The sequence below is a fragment of the Methylobacillus pratensis genome (assembly GCF_054072455.1).
In genome coordinates, this window is the sequence record NZ_JBSUSR010000008.1 from 56,058 (window position 1) to 70,629 (window position 14,572).

Sequence of the window (14,572 nt, forward strand, 5' to 3'; positions counted from 1 at the left end):
GGCTACTTGACCGTTTGCAGAATGTAATTGACGGAAATATCGTCGTTCAACTTGTAATGCTTGGTCAACGGGTTGTAGCCCATTCCTTTCGAAGCAATGACGTCGAGGCCAGCGGCACGCGCCCAGCCAGCCAACTCGGAGGGCTTGATGAATTTCTCATATTCATGGGTGCCGCGCGGCAAGAGGTTCAGCACATATTCGGCGCCCAGCACCGCAAAAAGGTAAGCCTTGGGATTGCGGTTGATCGTCGAAAAGAATACCTTGCCTCCAGGTTTGACCAAGCGCGCGCATGCCAGCACCACGGCCGCAGGGTCCGGCACATGCTCCAACATCTCCATGCAGGTCACTACATCAAAGCTCTCTGGCTCCTCTTGCGCCAGATCCTCAACCGAGATCAGGCGATAGTCGACCTTGGCACCGCTTTCGTATTGGTGCAGCTGCGCTACCTTGAGCGCCTTTTCTCCCAGGTCGATACCCGTCACGTCGGCGCCACGCTCGCTCATAGACTCGGACAGGATGCCGCCGCCGCAACCGACATCCAGCACACGCTTGCCTGCCAAGCCTGCATGCTCGTCTATATAGTTGAGGCGCAACGGGTTGATTTCGTGCAATGGCTTGAATTCGCTATTCTTGTCCCACCATTTATGGGCAAGCTCGGCAAATTTCTGCAACTCCGCCTGGTCTACGTTCACGCCAGATACTGATTCAGTTGGGTTTGCCATTCGGTACTGATCTCCTTTAACTCAGCAGGCTCGATATTGGCATACACGCCCGCCTGCCCTTGCAATTTCTGGTACTTCAACTCTCCCGCCACCCATACATGGCTCACGTGCTCACGTCCGGCACTGTACACGAGGTGGGAAATCACATTGAAGCAAGGCTGCAGCTCGATCGCGGCAAGATTGACCGCCACCATGTCCGCATATTTTCCAGGCTCCAACGAGCCTAGATCCGCTTCCTGGCCCAAAGCCTTCGCTGCATTGATCGTCGCCATTGCCAGCGCTTCAGCCGCCGGAACGCTGGCAGCATCCCCGCTTGAGCCCTTAGCCAGCAATGCAGCCAAGCGCATTTCTGCAAACATGTCCTGGCGGTTATTGCTTGCCGCGCCATCTGTGCCTATCGCGACATTCACCCCTGCTTTCAAGAGTGCATGCACAGGAGCAATGCCACTGGCAAGCTTGAGGTTTGATGCTGGGCAATGCGCGATATTGCAGCCATGGGCAGCCAGGGAAGCCATCTCGGCCTCGCTCAAGTGAACCCCGTGCGCAGCCACTAAGTTGGGCCCCAGCAAACCGAGCGCTTCCAATCGCTGTAACGGCCTTACCCCATATTGCTTAATACTGTCTTCAATTTCCGTTTGCGTCTCATGCAGATGCGTATGGATGTTCAATCCCAGCTGCTCAGCATAAGTCAGGATGCTCTCAAAGGTGTTGTCACTGACTGTATAAGGCGCATGTGGTGCCAGGCTGGCGTTCAATAGCTCGTTATCGCGCCAATCGTCCCTTGCCTGCAGGCCTTTCTGCAAATAATCTTCCGCATCATGCGCATAACTGGTGGGAAACTCCATGACCACCAAGCCGATATTCGCACGCATGCCTGACTGGACAGCGGCCCCTGCCACGGCCTGCGGAAAAAAATACATATCATTGAAACAGGTCGTCCCGCCTGCAAGCATTTCGGCACACCCAAGCAAAGTGCCCTGGCGCACGAAACGCTCCGAAACAAACCGTTTCTCCGCAGGCCAGATATGATCTTGCAACCACTGCATCAAAGGCAGATCGTCCGCCAGTCCTCTCATCAGGCTCATTGCTGCGTGGGTATGCAGGTTGATCAAACCGGGTATCAACACATGCTCATCCAGCAACACGGCTTGTGCCAGCGGATAGCGCTCCCTAGCCTGCTCGGTCGGCAGGATATCCAGGATGCGTTGACCCTCGACAATTACGCTGTGATGCTCCAGCACCTTGCCCAAGGGAAGGCCGGGCAAGACCCATCGCGCCTCTAGGGCGTGCAATGCCGATTGCTCAGCGGAAAAGGATTGGGAATTCTGATTCATAATGGCCATATATGAAAAAGCCCCGCTAGGCGGGGCTTTTTCAACGCTTAAGCTAGATTACTCGCTAGCGCGTTGTACTTCAATTTCAACGATCACACGACGGTTAGGCTGCAAGCACTCGATCGCCTTCTTGCCGCGTACGCCAGCGCACTCGGCAACTGGCTCGGACTCGCCCTTACCGACTGCATGCAGGCGGCTCTCTTCAATACCTTGGGAAACCAGGTACTTCTTGACAGTGTTGGCACGACGCTCGGACAGCTTTTGGTTGTAAGCGTCATCACCGATACGGTCAGTATGGCCAGTGATCAGAACCAGCTCGACTTCTGGGTGAGCTTTCATCTTTTCAACAACGTCAGCATTCAGTGCTGCCTTGCCTTCTTCCTTCAGGTTGTCCTTGTCGAAACCGAAGAGAACTTCAGAAGACAATGTCACCTTCTCGAAAGCTGGCTCTGCAGGGCCGACTGGAGCTGGAGCTGGCTCAGGAGCCGGCTCTGGAGCTGGCTCAGGAGCAACTGCAACTGGCTCTGGAGTTGGCTCAACTACTGGAGCTGGCTTAGGAGCGCCAAAACGGAAGATGGCACCAAGATTCAGGTAGGTATTGCTCAGAGTAGTAGTATCACGATCGCCTACAGGACCTGTCTCGCCACGGCTCCATACTTGACGTACGTCAGCTTGCAAACCGAAGGATTCGTTGAACAAGTATTGTGCACCGAAACCAACGTTAGCCATCCAAGAGGTCTTCTTGCCACCCCAGTCGCCACCACCAACAGTTTCAGTGTAGTCGATCTTGTTACGCGCTGCACCCACACCGGCAAGGAGGAAAGGACGGAACTTGTCACGGCTGAAGAAGTACAGTGCGTCAACACCGAACAGAGTCTGCCTATATTTGCCATCGCTGAATTCAGCACGGTTTTCGTCGGCACGGTTGTGGCTCAAGCCGATTTGAACATCCCAGTGCTCGCTGATTTCCTTACCAAACTTCAGGAAACCGCCAACACTTTGGTTTTCAGCCCTAGCATCGCTATCAGCATTCAACACATTAACACCTGGCAATGCATACCAAGCACCGCTGTATGCTACATCGTCAGCACTCGCTACCGATGCCGCAAACGCGAATGCGCTAGCAACTGCAAGACCAATCAGATTTTTTTTCATTCGATTTAACTCCTGATGACTAACGGACGACTTGACTATACTCAATGCATAAAAGCCACGCAATGGGTCTAGTCGAGGAAATCAAGCTAGATCGGCACTTTCAACCGATTTGTTGCAATTATACAACAACACACTTAAGGCAGACACCCTGTCTTTACAGAGTTTTGCAACACGATCGAACCCTACGCACACCGCACCACGCACCCCTATGTACGAAGGTTTCACTTTAATTATATTTTCAATATTTTCAATTTTCAATGACCCAGCGAGACCTGTTTGCATACCTTCGGCTATTTGTAGGAAAACCGCCAGGCTTCCCATATCCAAATGGGCAAGCAAATTGCGGCCATCCTTGTTGGCGGTATCCAGCATTACGCCCCAGAAACCTGCCTCCCGCAACAAAGGCACCAAGGCGAACTGGGGCGCAAGGTCGGCCATCAATACTGCGACCACCGCCAGTTTGCGTTCGGCAATCAAGGGCTGCAAGGCATTGAGGCAGGCGATGTTGTCATGCTCATTGCCAAAAAAGCCTACCTTGATAATGTCGACGCCTGTTTCCGCCATTTGCACGACAGCCTCGCAAATCACCGCAGGCTCCATGGGCAAGTCGCCAGTCGTCGCACTGGTGATCTTTCTGCCATCAACAGCAGCCACCGCCTCAGCGACGACCGACAAGGGCAAGGCTCCGAGCGCGCCTTGTGAAGGGTTTTTCATGTCGATGATGTCCGCTCCTCCTGCCAAGGCCAGCAAAGCCTCTTCTGCGGAAGTCACGCTTACCAGCAGCTTGCTCATGCCTGGTTTTCTCCCGTCATTGCCGCCTTGTGGTTCTCGACCTTGTCGACAAGCCATTGCCAGGCCTCCAGTTCACGCTCGCCAGCCGTCTTTTCAATCGCAATTTTCAAATAATTAATTTCAGCCTCGATCTTTTCCACGGACAGCATATGCAGTCGGCTTACCAGTACCGCCAATTCGATAACGGCAGCTTGCGCGCGGTTGAAGCCGCGAAATGGCGCGTGGATTTCTTCATGCACCACGCGGAAATAGAGTTCGGGGCGCGTCTCATCGTCCTTGATTTCCACCAATTCCAGCTCACGGTGCGTCAACGCGGATACCAATACTACGCCGTTGACCTTGCTGGCCTTAGTAAGCGGCCAATCATGGCGTCCAGTCATACCGCCGGCAAAAGCCCGGACGTCATCGGTGAAATTCAAGACGGCATGTCGCGTCGACAAGAGGTTTTCCAAAGTCACGGAAGGCCTGAATGGCGCAATCAATATCAATCCGTTGCGCTCCCTCACCCCGAAAGGGGCAATATGCGCTTCCCCCGCACTACTGAGCGAGGTCAATATGCTTTCATAAATCATGCTTCAGGCGCTTTCCCTATTCTACGAGGCCCGCAAGTGACCTCCTCAGCAGGCTGTTCGGCTTTGACTTCTTTTTCAACCTTGCGCGGTCCGCAAGTTGCATCTTCATTGCCTTGCTCGGCCCGCTTCTCTCTTTTTTCCTTCAGGGCGGCATCCCGGTGCTCCACCCTGCCGTCCGGATCTTTCGCCAACGTGGCGCAGCCCCATTCCAGCTCCTCGTCCTGGCTATAGCGTTTCTTCAACTGCCAGGCGATCTGCGCGCGCGCCAGTTCCACGCCAAGGTAAAAGGCATGGGAACCATCCTGGTCCACGTTGAGGTAGGGATAGAGCTTGAAAGGGTCGGTATCGCAATGGATGCCATCGCGATTGAAGACATGCATGCCGTCCCGGCTGATGATGATGCGGAAACTCGGGTCCTTGATCTGGGAGGCGAGCTCCTGCACTTCTTCAGGCGTGTAGGTAAAAGGGCGCTTATCGTGCAGCCCCAACAGGCCGTCGCTGTAATCCCTCGGCAGGCGGTTCTCCTCCCGCGCCGCATACATGATGCGGCGTGCGACGTCTGCCTCGGCCACCGCATACACGGCATGGGAACTGACGGAGGTCGCCAGCACGGCATTGACCTTGAGCTCGGTAATGATGCCGAACAGCATCGCATTGATGCCTGTGGTGTCGGCATCGGTCAACTCGGTCAGGTTCCCTACCCCCATCATGATCTCGATGTCTGGATAGCGTTTCCTGAGCCGCTGGTAGCGCACGATGGAATCGGTGAAGCCAAACGGAATGGGGTCCAGGATCGCATCCGCAATGAAGGGATTGCCGCGCTTCAGCATGCCTTCTATGGCGCGGTAAAGCGACCTTTGGTTGGTTGGCGTGGTGGGGATCAGGATGGGCGTGGACGCCACCTCGTCGGCAATCCACAAGGTTTTTTCCGTCAGGCTCAACAAGTAGTCCGCACCCGCTTTGCCGGCCAACAGCAGATCGTCTGTGTTCAACGAGTCCACGCTGACCTTGAAACCTTCCTGTTTCAACGCTTGGATGGAATCCTTGAGGTGAGGGAAAGGTGTGTTGGGCAGGCACCCGAGATCGACCACATCGGCGCCCTGGCGGCGAAACTCCCGCGCACGCGCCACTACGCCATCCACGGTCAATTGTGGCGCTTCGACAATCTCGGCAAAAATCTTGACATCGAATCTGGATAAATCCACTTCGCGCCCTCCCCGGCCAAAAAACTGCGGCAAATCCTTGAGGTCATCAGGCCCGCGTACAACGGGAACGCCGTATTTTTCCACAAGCAGCTCCAAATCGCCCTTGCACAGCCCTGGCACAATAATGCGGTCGGCATCTCCCGCATCGGGTAAGCGCCGCATGATCAGCTGGGGCGTCAACAAGGCAGCAACCGAGACGCCGAGCTGTGCTATGCGATAGCTGAACTCGGTAGGCTGCATGTCTTCAAGCACTTTGTGCAGGCTTTTTTCTGCGAGCTTTCCTGTCAGGAATAGGATGTTTTCAGACATGCGAGCCTAGCCTGAATTGCTGCTTGCAATTGCTGCATATCACTGACCACCGAGGTGTCTTCATAGGTCTGGAGCCTTGCGATATTGTCCAGATCAATACGGCGCGGGAATACCTTGACCATATTCTCCCGGGGCGCCTCCGACTCCACTTCGGGCGCGGTATCGCATGCGAACACGATACTTGGCACACCGCACTTGCCCGCCTGGGCATATACATTGGTCACAAGGGTATCAGAAATTCCATATACCATCTTGGCAATGGTGTTGGAGGTTGCCGGTGCGATGACGACGCTATGGTAACTGCCGTAATAGAACATCTCCACCGGTACCGAACTGGCCGTCTTGTCCTGGAACACCTTGGCGACGCGGTGCTTGAAACCGTACTGCTGGAGCACCTCGGCCGCCGCACGGCTCAGGAATAAATCCACGTCCTCTAGGCCATCTATAATCTCCAGGCACTCCCGCAGGTAATGGCCTGAGCCAGTGATTGCCCAGGCCAGCCTTGGCTTTTCTACCGTTTTCACGCCTGCCTTAAGCTCCGAAAGGATGGCGCAACACAATGGTTTCATCGCGCTCAGGACCTGTGGAGACGATATCCACGGGAACCTCGCACAATGCTTCCAGGCGCTTGAGGTAGTTGCGGGCATTCTGCGGCAGGTCTTCCCAGCGGCTGATGCCGAAGGTGTTCTCGTCCCAGCCCGGCAATGTCTCGTAAACCGGTTGGCAACGTGCTACATCGTCTGCTCCCACCGGCAGCAAATCGACAGGCTTGCCGTCCAGTTCATAACCGGTACAGATATTCAGTTCCTTGATGCCATCCAGCACGTCGAGCTTGGTAATGCACAAACCCGTCAGTCCGTTGATGCGCGCGGAACGGCGCAAGGCGGCCGCATCGAACCAGCCGCAACGGCGCTTGCGCTTGGTCACGGTACCGATCTCACGGCCCTTGTCGGACATCTGGAATCCTGGCGAATCCTCGGTTTCGATGTCGAGCTCGCTTGGGAAAGGACCGCCACCAACACGGGTGGTATAGGCCTTGGTGATACCGAGCACATAATGCAGCATGCTTGGGCCGACGCCGGTGCCAGCCGCAGCCTGGCCCGAGATACAATTGGAGGACGTCACGTACGGATAGGTACCGTGATCGACATCGAGCAATGTGCCTTGCGCGCCCTCGAACAAGAGGTTCTGCCCGGCCTTGTTGGCCTCGTAGAGCGCAGCCGAAATATCCGTTACTAACGGCTGCAGCAAAGGTGCCTTGGACAAGGCGTCGTCCAGTTGCTGTTGATAGTCCACTGCCTCGGTGTTGAGGTATTTGGTCAATACGAAGTTATGGTAGTCCAGCACTTCCCTGAGCTTTTCCGCAAAACGCTCGGGATAGAACAGGTCGTAAACGCGCAAGGCGCGACGGGCGACCTTGTCTTCGTAAGTCGGGCCTATGCCCTTGCCTGTGGTGCCGATCTTGCGGCCAGGTTCGCGCGCAGCCTCGCGCGCCTTATCGAGGCGCACGTGGTAATCCAGGATCAATGGGCAGCCTGGACTGACCTTCAAGCGGTTGCGCACTTCCAGGCCGGCCTTTTCCAGGCCGTCAATCTCGAACAAAAGATGGTTGGCATCGAGTACCACGCCGTTGCCGATATAGCAATTGACGCCTTCGCGCACAATGCCGGAAGGAACCAGGTTGAGCTTGTATTCCTTCTGCGAGGCACCTTGACCGATAACCAGGGTATGGCCCGCGTTGTGGCCGCCCTGAAAACGCACGACACCCTGCGCATGGTCTGTCAACCAGTCTACGATCTTACCTTTACCCTCATCCCCCCACTGGGTACCGATAACAACGACGTTCTTACTCATGAATAGATCCAATAGATAGATTTATAACTCGGGAGCGGCCACTACGACCCACTCTCCATTTTGCTGGACCAGGATGCGATCGCAACCCAGCTCCGCACGATAGGGCTCCTGCCCTGGCAAATCTTGAATGACCACCTGCCCTTGCGCGCGCAAACCCTCTACCGCCAAGGCCAGCGCAGCATCTGCAACATCCGGCGCAAAAATGGCGCCCGCCGCTTCGGCAACAGGCAATGAGCTGACCACGCCGCGCAAGTCCAGGCTGAACCCGGTCGCTGGCCGGGCCCGACCAAAAATAGCGCCGACCTCGTCGTAGCGGCCGCCCCGCGCCAACGGCCCGGCATATCCTTGCGCGTAGGCAGCAAAGACGATGCCGCTATGGTAGTGGTAGCCGCGCAACTCAGCGAGGTCGAAGCATACCTTGACGTCCAAATCGGCCAACCCTGCGCCGACCGCCTTGAGGTCACGCAGCGCCTGCTGGATTCTTGCTGTCTGCGGCAAACGCTTGGCAGCTTGCTCAAGCACGCTGATATCGCCGCTCAGCTCGGTCAGGCTGGACAAGGCTTCCAGGGTATCCGGGTTTAAATCACGTCCCAGCTCGCGTACCGCCGACTGGTCCTTGCTTTGCAAGGCCGCGTACAGCTCCTGCTCCTGTGCTTCGCCAATCCCGGCATTTTCAAGCAAGCTGGCAAAGATGCCGACATGACTGACATCGATATATAAGGTATCCAAACCAACCGCATGCAAAGCCTTGATCATCAGCCTCTGGATTTCGATATCGCTCTCGACGCCTGCATGTCCATAGAGCTCAGCTCCGACGTGCAAGGGCTCGCGGCTGCGCGCGAGGCCGTCTGGCGAGGTGCGCAGGACGCTGCCGGCATAACACAGGCGCGTCACGCCCTGGTTGTTCAGCATATGGGCGTCAATACGGGCCGTTTGCGGCGTAATATCCGCCCGGATGCCCATGAGCTTACCGGTCAATTGATCGACCACCTTGAAGGTGGCGATATCAAGGTCATGGCCGATACCGGTCGTCAGCGATTCCATATATTCCATCATGGGAGGAATCACGTATTGATAACCGTGCACTTTGAACAAGTCTAGCAAGCTGCGGCGCAATTGCTCGACGCGGGCAGCCTCGGCCGGGAGTACATCTTCGATGTATTCAGGAAGTAACCAGTTACGCATTATTTTCTATAAGGTTTAGGGCTAGTGCACCAATAGCACGATCAACAGGCCTGCCAGCATGGATGCCAGTCCGACGAAACGCAACTGCCCATCCTTCATTTCCACCATGCGCTGAAAGGTCTGCCTCCAGGTTTGCGGGGCGATCAAGGGCAATATACCCTCGATCACCAGCACCAAACCAAAGGCAAGCAGCAAGCTGGAAGTCAAGATGGGCGTTCCTGCTTACTTGGCGGCGCTACCCGCGCGGCCGGAGTTACGCATGTATTTGAAGAAATCCGAACCCGGATCAAGCACCATGACGTCGCTCTTGCTCTTGAAGCTATTGCGGTACGCATCGAGGCTACGGTAGAACGCATAGAATTCAGGGTTCTTGCTATACGCCTGGGAATAGACTTCCGCAGCCTTGGCATCGCCCTCACCCTTGATCTTCTGCGCTTCGCTGAAGGCTTCGGCAATGATTACTTCACGCTGCTTGTCCGCATCGGCGCGAATCTTTTCCGCCTCGCCGGCGCCCCTGGAGCGCAGCTCATTGGCAACCCGCTTACGCTCGGCTTCCATACGCTGGTAGACGGATTCGCTCACTTCCTGAGGCAGGTCCACGCGGCGCAAGCGCACGTCCAGCACCTGGATGCCCATCTGGCGTGAATCACGGTCCGCGCGCTGGCGCAGGATTTCCATGATCTTGCTACGCTCGCCGGACACCACTTCATGAATGGTGCGTTTACCGAACTCGGCACGCAGGCCGTCATTGACAGTCTGAGATAAGCGGCGCTCCGCCTGCAGCTCATCGCCCTTCACGGAAACATAGTATTTTGCAGGATCGACAATACGCCATTTGATGAACGAATCCACCAACACGTTCTTCTTTTCGCTGGTCAGGAAGCGATCTGGCTCCACCCAGTTCAAGGTCAGGATACGCTTGTCAAAATAGCGCACGTTATCTACCAATGGCACCTTGAAGTAAAGCCCCGGCTCCTTTTTCACCGATACAATTTCGCCCAGGCGGAACACCAATGCATATTCGCGCTGGTCTACGCTGAAGGCAGACAGGCTCAGCAGCAGCAAGGCTGCAATCAGGCCCAAGAGCACTGTTCCAAGATTTCGCATTATCGGCTCTCCCTGTCTCGGCTACGGAATGAGTCCCGTGAACGCTGGATATTGACGTCAAGCTCGGAAGTGCTGCTCGGCACCACGGGCTGCACGCTGGATGCGGCAGCGGGATTCGCACCGGAAGCTGACAGCAGCTTGTCGAGCGGCAGGTAGAGCAGGCTGTTGTTGCCCCTCTGGTCAACCACGACCTTGCTGACGCTGGACATGATCTGCTCTTGCGCATCGAGGTATAGACGCTGGCGCGTGACTTCAGGAGCACGCTGGTATTGCGCCAACACTTGCTCAAACCGGCTGGCATTACCCTTGGCCTCGTTCTCGACACGCAGCTTGTAACCCGCAGCCTCTTCCAGCAGGCGGGAAGCAGTACCGCGCGCACGCGGAATCACGTCATTGGCGTAGGCGTAGCCTTCATTCTTCTGGCGCTCAAGATCCTGGCCAGCCTTCACAGCATCGTCAAACGCCGCCTGCACCTGCTCTGGCGGCTGCGCGTTCTGCATCGTGACATTGACGATATTCACACCCGTGGAGTAACGGTCCAGGATTTCCTGCATCAATTGCTTGGCCAACACAGCAATTTCCTCGCGCCCTTCGTATAGCGCGAAGTCCATCTTGCTCTTGCCCACGATCTCGCGAATTGCCGTTTCGGCAATGCCACGCACGGACTCTTCTGCAAAGCGGTTGTTGAACAAGGTTTCTTCTACGTTCTTCAGGTTGTACTGCACGGCGAACTGCAGATCGATGATGTTTTCATCGTCCGTCAGCATCAGGGATTCCCTCAGTTCTCGGCCACGGCCGGAGCCGCCCTCGGCAGAGCGGTAGCCCACTTCTATGGTGCGTACCTGCTCCATATTCACCACGGTGACGCTTTCGACTGGGTACGGCAGGTGCCAGCGCGGGCCGGGCATGGTGGTTTCCACATGCTTGCCAAAACGCAACACGACACCGCGGGACCCCTGGTCCACGATATAGAAGCCAGTCGCGAACCAGATAACGGCCACCAGACCCAGTACAGGCAATACCGGGATTGTCCTTGCCTCGGGATTAGGTTCGCCGCCCGTCCCGCCATTCTTGCCGAACAAGCCATTCAGCTTGCGGCTGAACTGCCGGAATACTTCATCCAAATCGGGCGGACCATCGTTGTTACGATTGCCCCAACCGGGATCGTTAGCCATGCATCACTCCGAAAAATCAAAAAATTATGCGTTTAGATAGGATTGCGCCAGCTTTTCCTGCAATCCCTGCTGATGTTCGAGCAAAGCTTGACGCAAGAGGTCAAGCCCTTCCCCTGTCTTGGCAGAAACACGCACTTTCGAGATTCTACCATATTCGTCGCGATCAAGCCCCGGCTGGATTCCAACACGATCAATCTGGTTCAGCACCAATACTTGGGGCACATCCTGGGCGCCGATCTCGGACAGGACAAGATTGACTTGTTCAATCTGCTCATCACGGCTATCGCTGGCCACGTCGACAACATGAAAGAGCAAATCGGCCTGCACCGCCTCTTCCAGCGTCGCACCGAAGGCTTCGACCAACGCATGCGGCAAATGCTTGATGAACCCGACCGTATCCGACATCACGACCGGGCCGCCGTCGGGAATGTAGAGCTTGCGAGAAGTGGTGTCCAGAGTGGCGAACAGCTGGTCGGCCGCATAGACGCCGGACTGGGTCAGCCGGTTGAACAATGTGGACTTGCCAGCATTGGTATAGCCTACTAGGGATACGGACAGGACCTGGGAACGCCGGCGAGCGCGCCGCTGCATGCCGCGCTGCTGCTTCAGCTTGGCAAGCTTTTCGCGCAATTGCTTGACGCGTATGCGCAGCATCCGCCTGTCGAGCTCGAGCTGGGTTTCGCCAGGGCCGCCGCGAACGCCGATACCGCCCTTTTGGCGTTCAAGGTGGGTCCAGCCGCGCACCAAGCGCGTGGACAAATGCTCAAGCTGGGCAAGTTCCACCTGCAGCTTGCCTTCATGGCTTTGCGCGCGCTGGGCAAAAATATCGAGGATTAAACCCGTCCTGTCGATGACGCGAGCCTCAAGCAGCTGCTCAAGATTGCGTTGCTGGGAGGGGCTTAGGTCATGATTGAATACTGCGACCTTGGCATCCACAGCCTTCATCATGGCGAGCAATTCATCCGCCTTGCCGCTGCCGACAAAGAACTTGGGGTCGGGTTTGGGACGGCGGCTTTCCACCGCCCCTGCAATCGACATGCCCGCGCTAATGACGAGCTGCCGCAACTCCTGCAGGCTTTCCTCATATCCAGGATCGCCAAAATCCACGCTTACCAGTACGGAAGCATCTCCACCGACTGGCCGGTCAAACATATGAACAAATACTTAGCAAAAATTAACTCTCGGACGAGGAAGAAGGCCCATGAGGAATAGAAACCGCACGACCTGGCACAATGGTTGAAATAGCGTGCTTGTATACCATCTGGGTGACGGTATTCTTGAGCAGGATGACGTATTGGTCAAAGGAATCCACTTGCCCCTGCAGCTTGATCCCATTGACGAGATAAATCGAAACAGGCACGTGCTCCTTGCGCAACGTGTTCAGAAAGGGGTCTTGTAACATCTGCCCTTTAACGCTCATTTTGATGCTCCTTTACCTTGTAGTTGTATATATAGGGAGTTTTATTCTTAAAGGTAACTTTACGTGAAAAACTTTCCCCAAGCTAGCGCCTGCCACCAATAGCCGGCAATTCCCTGCCTTTCAATTAGTGGGGCCTGCAAGCTGAAAAACAAGTGCCCTGTTGTCAATTCAATCCAGAGACAGCGTCATCAACTTGACACTAGGACTATATAGAAACCAAATTGTTCTACTCTTTACAGGCTTTTTCTATTTGACCGCTATGCCTGCAAGACTGCATACATGCGCGCCAGGCTTTCATCCCTGCCCAGCAACGCCATCACCGCATCGATGCTGGGCGACTGGGCGCCACCGGTCAGCATCACGCGCAACGGCATCGCCACCTTGGGAAACTTGAGCGCATTGCTGGTAACGGCGGCCTCAATCGCCTCATGCAGCTTTTCCTGCGTCCACTCCACCGACTGCAGCTGCTCGAACAAGGCATTCATGACCGGCAGTATTTCGGCAGTCACATGCTTTTCCGATGCGGCTGTATCAATCTCGGGCTTGCGGTAGAAATAGGCAATGCTGCTGGCAAGCTGGTTAAGCGTATTGGCGCGATCGCGGTATAGCGCGATTACCGCCTGCAAGTCCACGTTTGCATTGACGGCAATTTCAGCTTTCGCCAGGCGCTCGGCAATGTCCTCCGCCAAACGCTGCAAGTCTGCCTGCTTGATATAGTGGGCATTGAGCCAATTGAGCTTTTCAGTGTTGAACTGGGCGGCAGAAGGCGTCACATGGTCCAGCCCGAACCACTCGCAGAACTGGGCCATGCTGAAAATCTCGTCATCGCCATGCGACCAGCCAAGGCGCGCCAGGTAATTCAACACGGCCTCCGGCAAATAGCCGTCTTCATGATATTGCATCACGCTCACGGCGCCATGGCGCTTGGACAGCTTCTGGCCGTCATCGCCGAGGATCATGGAAAGATGGGCATATTGCGGGATGAAAGCGCCAAGGGCCTGCAACAGGTTGATCTGGCGCGGCGTGTTGTTGACGTGGTCATCGCCGCGTATCACCTGGGTGATCCCCATATCCCAATCATCGACCACCACGCAGAAATTATAAGTGGGCGTGCCATCCGCCCGCGCAATGATCAAATCGTCCAGCTCCTCATTCGCAATGCTGATCTGCCCTTTGACCAGGTCGTCCCAGACCACGTTGCCCGTGAGCGGATTCTTGAACCGCACGACGGGCGGAATATCCGCCGGCACCGCGGGCAATGCCTTACCGGCCTCCGGCCGCCAGCGTCCATCGTAACGTGGCTTCTTGCCTTCCTGCATCTGCCGTTCGCGCATTTCGTCCAACTCTTCCCGGCTACAATAGCAGTAATACGCGCTGCCTTCATCCAGCAGCTTCTGGATGACCTCCTTGTAGCGGTCCATGCGCTGCATCTGGTAGAACGGGCCTTCATCCCAACTCAGCCCCAACCAGTTCATGCCGTCGAGAATGGCTTGCACGGCCTCCGGCGTCGAGCGCGCCACATCGGTATCCTCGATGCGCAACACAAACTGACCTGCATGCTTGCGGGCATAAGCCCATGAAAACAAGGCGGTACGGGCGCCGCCGATATGCAGGAAACCGGTAGGACTGGGGGCAAAACGGGTACGAACTGTCATGGGGAATCGCAATGGATATAAACGGGGAATTTTAACATGGCGCCAAGGCGACAGCGGAATTCAATCGCTTGAAAAGAGAAAACCGGG

At 55.9% G+C, this 14,572-nt stretch carries 15 protein-coding genes; all 15 read right to left on the reverse strand.

Features of this window, described 5'->3' with window-relative positions:
* Window positions 1-2: 2 nt before the first annotated feature.
* Window positions 3-722: a bifunctional 2-polyprenyl-6-hydroxyphenol methylase/3-demethylubiquinol 3-O-methyltransferase UbiG gene (gene ubiG / locus ACW4YW_RS14665; protein WP_457138225.1), complete on the reverse strand. Its 720-nt coding sequence runs from the start codon at window positions 720-722 to the stop codon at window positions 3-5.
* Window positions 689-2,056: a TRZ/ATZ family hydrolase gene (locus ACW4YW_RS14670; RefSeq protein ID WP_457138226.1), complete on the reverse strand. Its 1,368-nt coding sequence runs from the start codon at window positions 2,054-2,056 to the stop codon at window positions 689-691. The genes ubiG and ACW4YW_RS14670 overlap by 34 nt, the downstream gene beginning before the upstream one ends.
* Window positions 2,057-2,113: 57 nt before the next feature.
* Window positions 2,114-3,211 (reverse strand): OmpA family protein, encoded by a 1,098-nt coding sequence (locus ACW4YW_RS14675; RefSeq protein ID WP_457138227.1) that lies wholly within the window; start codon window positions 3,209-3,211, stop codon window positions 2,114-2,116.
* A gap of 81 nt (window positions 3,212-3,292) precedes the next feature.
* Window positions 3,293-4,003, reverse strand: coding sequence for a (5-formylfuran-3-yl)methyl phosphate synthase (locus tag ACW4YW_RS14680; RefSeq protein ID WP_457138228.1), 711 nt, complete (start codon window positions 4,001-4,003; stop codon window positions 3,293-3,295).
* Window positions 4,000-4,575: a DUF447 domain-containing protein gene (locus ACW4YW_RS14685; protein WP_457138229.1), complete on the reverse strand. Its 576-nt coding sequence runs from the start codon at window positions 4,573-4,575 to the stop codon at window positions 4,000-4,002. The genes ACW4YW_RS14680 and ACW4YW_RS14685 overlap by 4 nt, the downstream gene beginning before the upstream one ends.
* Window positions 4,572-6,089, reverse strand: a complete 1,518-nt coding sequence (locus ACW4YW_RS14690) for a DUF6513 domain-containing protein (protein ID WP_457138230.1) — start codon at window positions 6,087-6,089, stop codon at window positions 4,572-4,574. The genes ACW4YW_RS14685 and ACW4YW_RS14690 overlap by 4 nt, the downstream gene beginning before the upstream one ends.
* The gene (locus ACW4YW_RS14695; RefSeq protein WP_457138231.1) at window positions 6,065-6,613 is read right to left on the reverse strand and encodes a flavoprotein; all 549 of its coding nucleotides are present in this window, start codon (window positions 6,611-6,613) and stop codon (window positions 6,065-6,067) included. The genes ACW4YW_RS14690 and ACW4YW_RS14695 overlap by 25 nt, the downstream gene beginning before the upstream one ends.
* A gap of 7 nt (window positions 6,614-6,620) precedes the next feature.
* Entirely contained in the window at window positions 6,621-7,943 is a 1,323-nt protein-coding gene (locus ACW4YW_RS14700; RefSeq protein ID WP_457138232.1) for an adenylosuccinate synthase, read from the reverse strand.
* Between the two features lie 21 nt (window positions 7,944-7,964).
* Window positions 7,965-9,128, reverse strand: coding sequence for an ATP phosphoribosyltransferase regulatory subunit (locus tag ACW4YW_RS14705; RefSeq protein WP_457138233.1), 1,164 nt, complete (start codon window positions 9,126-9,128; stop codon window positions 7,965-7,967).
* A 21-nt stretch (window positions 9,129-9,149) separates the two neighbouring features.
* The gene (locus ACW4YW_RS14710) at window positions 9,150-9,335 is read right to left on the reverse strand and encodes a DUF2065 domain-containing protein (RefSeq protein ID WP_457138234.1); all 186 of its coding nucleotides are present in this window, start codon (window positions 9,333-9,335) and stop codon (window positions 9,150-9,152) included.
* Window positions 9,336-9,350: 15 nt separating this feature from the next.
* Entirely contained in the window at window positions 9,351-10,235 is an 885-nt protein-coding gene (hflC, locus tag ACW4YW_RS14715) for a protease modulator HflC (RefSeq protein ID WP_457138235.1), read from the reverse strand.
* Window positions 10,235-11,410 (reverse strand): FtsH protease activity modulator HflK, encoded by a 1,176-nt coding sequence (gene hflK / locus ACW4YW_RS14720; RefSeq protein ID WP_457138236.1) that lies wholly within the window; start codon window positions 11,408-11,410, stop codon window positions 10,235-10,237. The genes hflC and hflK overlap by 1 nt, the downstream gene beginning before the upstream one ends.
* A 24-nt stretch (window positions 11,411-11,434) precedes the next feature.
* Complete coding sequence (hflX, locus tag ACW4YW_RS14725; RefSeq protein WP_457138237.1) at window positions 11,435-12,562, reverse strand: GTPase HflX; 1,128 nt, start codon at window positions 12,560-12,562, stop codon at window positions 11,435-11,437.
* A gap of 22 nt (window positions 12,563-12,584) precedes the next feature.
* The gene (gene hfq, locus ACW4YW_RS14730) at window positions 12,585-12,830 is read right to left on the reverse strand and encodes an RNA chaperone Hfq (protein WP_457138238.1); all 246 of its coding nucleotides are present in this window, start codon (window positions 12,828-12,830) and stop codon (window positions 12,585-12,587) included.
* 257 nt (window positions 12,831-13,087) lie between these two features.
* The gene (gene gltX / locus ACW4YW_RS14735) at window positions 13,088-14,485 is read right to left on the reverse strand and encodes a glutamate--tRNA ligase (RefSeq protein ID WP_457138239.1); all 1,398 of its coding nucleotides are present in this window, start codon (window positions 14,483-14,485) and stop codon (window positions 13,088-13,090) included.
* Window positions 14,486-14,572 lie beyond the last annotated feature (87 nt).

What these genes read in the sequence shown, in the direction of transcription:
- ubiG (WP_457138225.1), bottom strand. Translation starts at nt 722, where the DNA reads ATGGCAAACCCAACTGAATCAGTATCTGGCGTGAACGTAGACCAGGCG.
- ACW4YW_RS14670 (WP_457138226.1), bottom strand. Translation starts at nt 2,056, where the DNA reads ATGAATCAGAATTCCCAATCCTTTTCCGCTGAGCAATCGGCATTGCAC.
- ACW4YW_RS14675 (WP_457138227.1), bottom strand. Translation starts at nt 3,211, where the DNA reads ATGAAAAAAAATCTGATTGGTCTTGCAGTTGCTAGCGCATTCGCGTTT.
- ACW4YW_RS14680 (WP_457138228.1), bottom strand. Translation starts at nt 4,003, where the DNA reads ATGAGCAAGCTGCTGGTAAGCGTGACTTCCGCAGAAGAGGCTTTGCTG.
- ACW4YW_RS14685 (WP_457138229.1), bottom strand. Translation starts at nt 4,575, where the DNA reads ATGATTTATGAAAGCATATTGACCTCGCTCAGTAGTGCGGGGGAAGCG.
- ACW4YW_RS14690 (WP_457138230.1), bottom strand. Translation starts at nt 6,089, where the DNA reads ATGTCTGAAAACATCCTATTCCTGACAGGAAAGCTCGCAGAAAAAAGC.
- ACW4YW_RS14700 (WP_457138232.1), bottom strand. Translation starts at nt 7,943, where the DNA reads ATGAGTAAGAACGTCGTTGTTATCGGTACCCAGTGGGGGGATGAGGGT.
- ACW4YW_RS14705 (WP_457138233.1), bottom strand. Translation starts at nt 9,128, where the DNA reads ATGCGTAACTGGTTACTTCCTGAATACATCGAAGATGTACTCCCGGCC.
- hflC (WP_457138235.1), bottom strand. Translation starts at nt 10,235, where the DNA reads ATGCGAAATCTTGGAACAGTGCTCTTGGGCCTGATTGCAGCCTTGCTG.
- hflK (WP_457138236.1), bottom strand. Translation starts at nt 11,410, where the DNA reads ATGGCTAACGATCCCGGTTGGGGCAATCGTAACAACGATGGTCCGCCC.
- hflX (WP_457138237.1), bottom strand. Translation starts at nt 12,562, where the DNA reads ATGTTTGACCGGCCAGTCGGTGGAGATGCTTCCGTACTGGTAAGCGTG.
- hfq (WP_457138238.1), bottom strand. Translation starts at nt 12,830, where the DNA reads ATGAGCGTTAAAGGGCAGATGTTACAAGACCCCTTTCTGAACACGTTG.
- gltX (WP_457138239.1), bottom strand. Translation starts at nt 14,485, where the DNA reads ATGACAGTTCGTACCCGTTTTGCCCCCAGTCCTACCGGTTTCCTGCAT.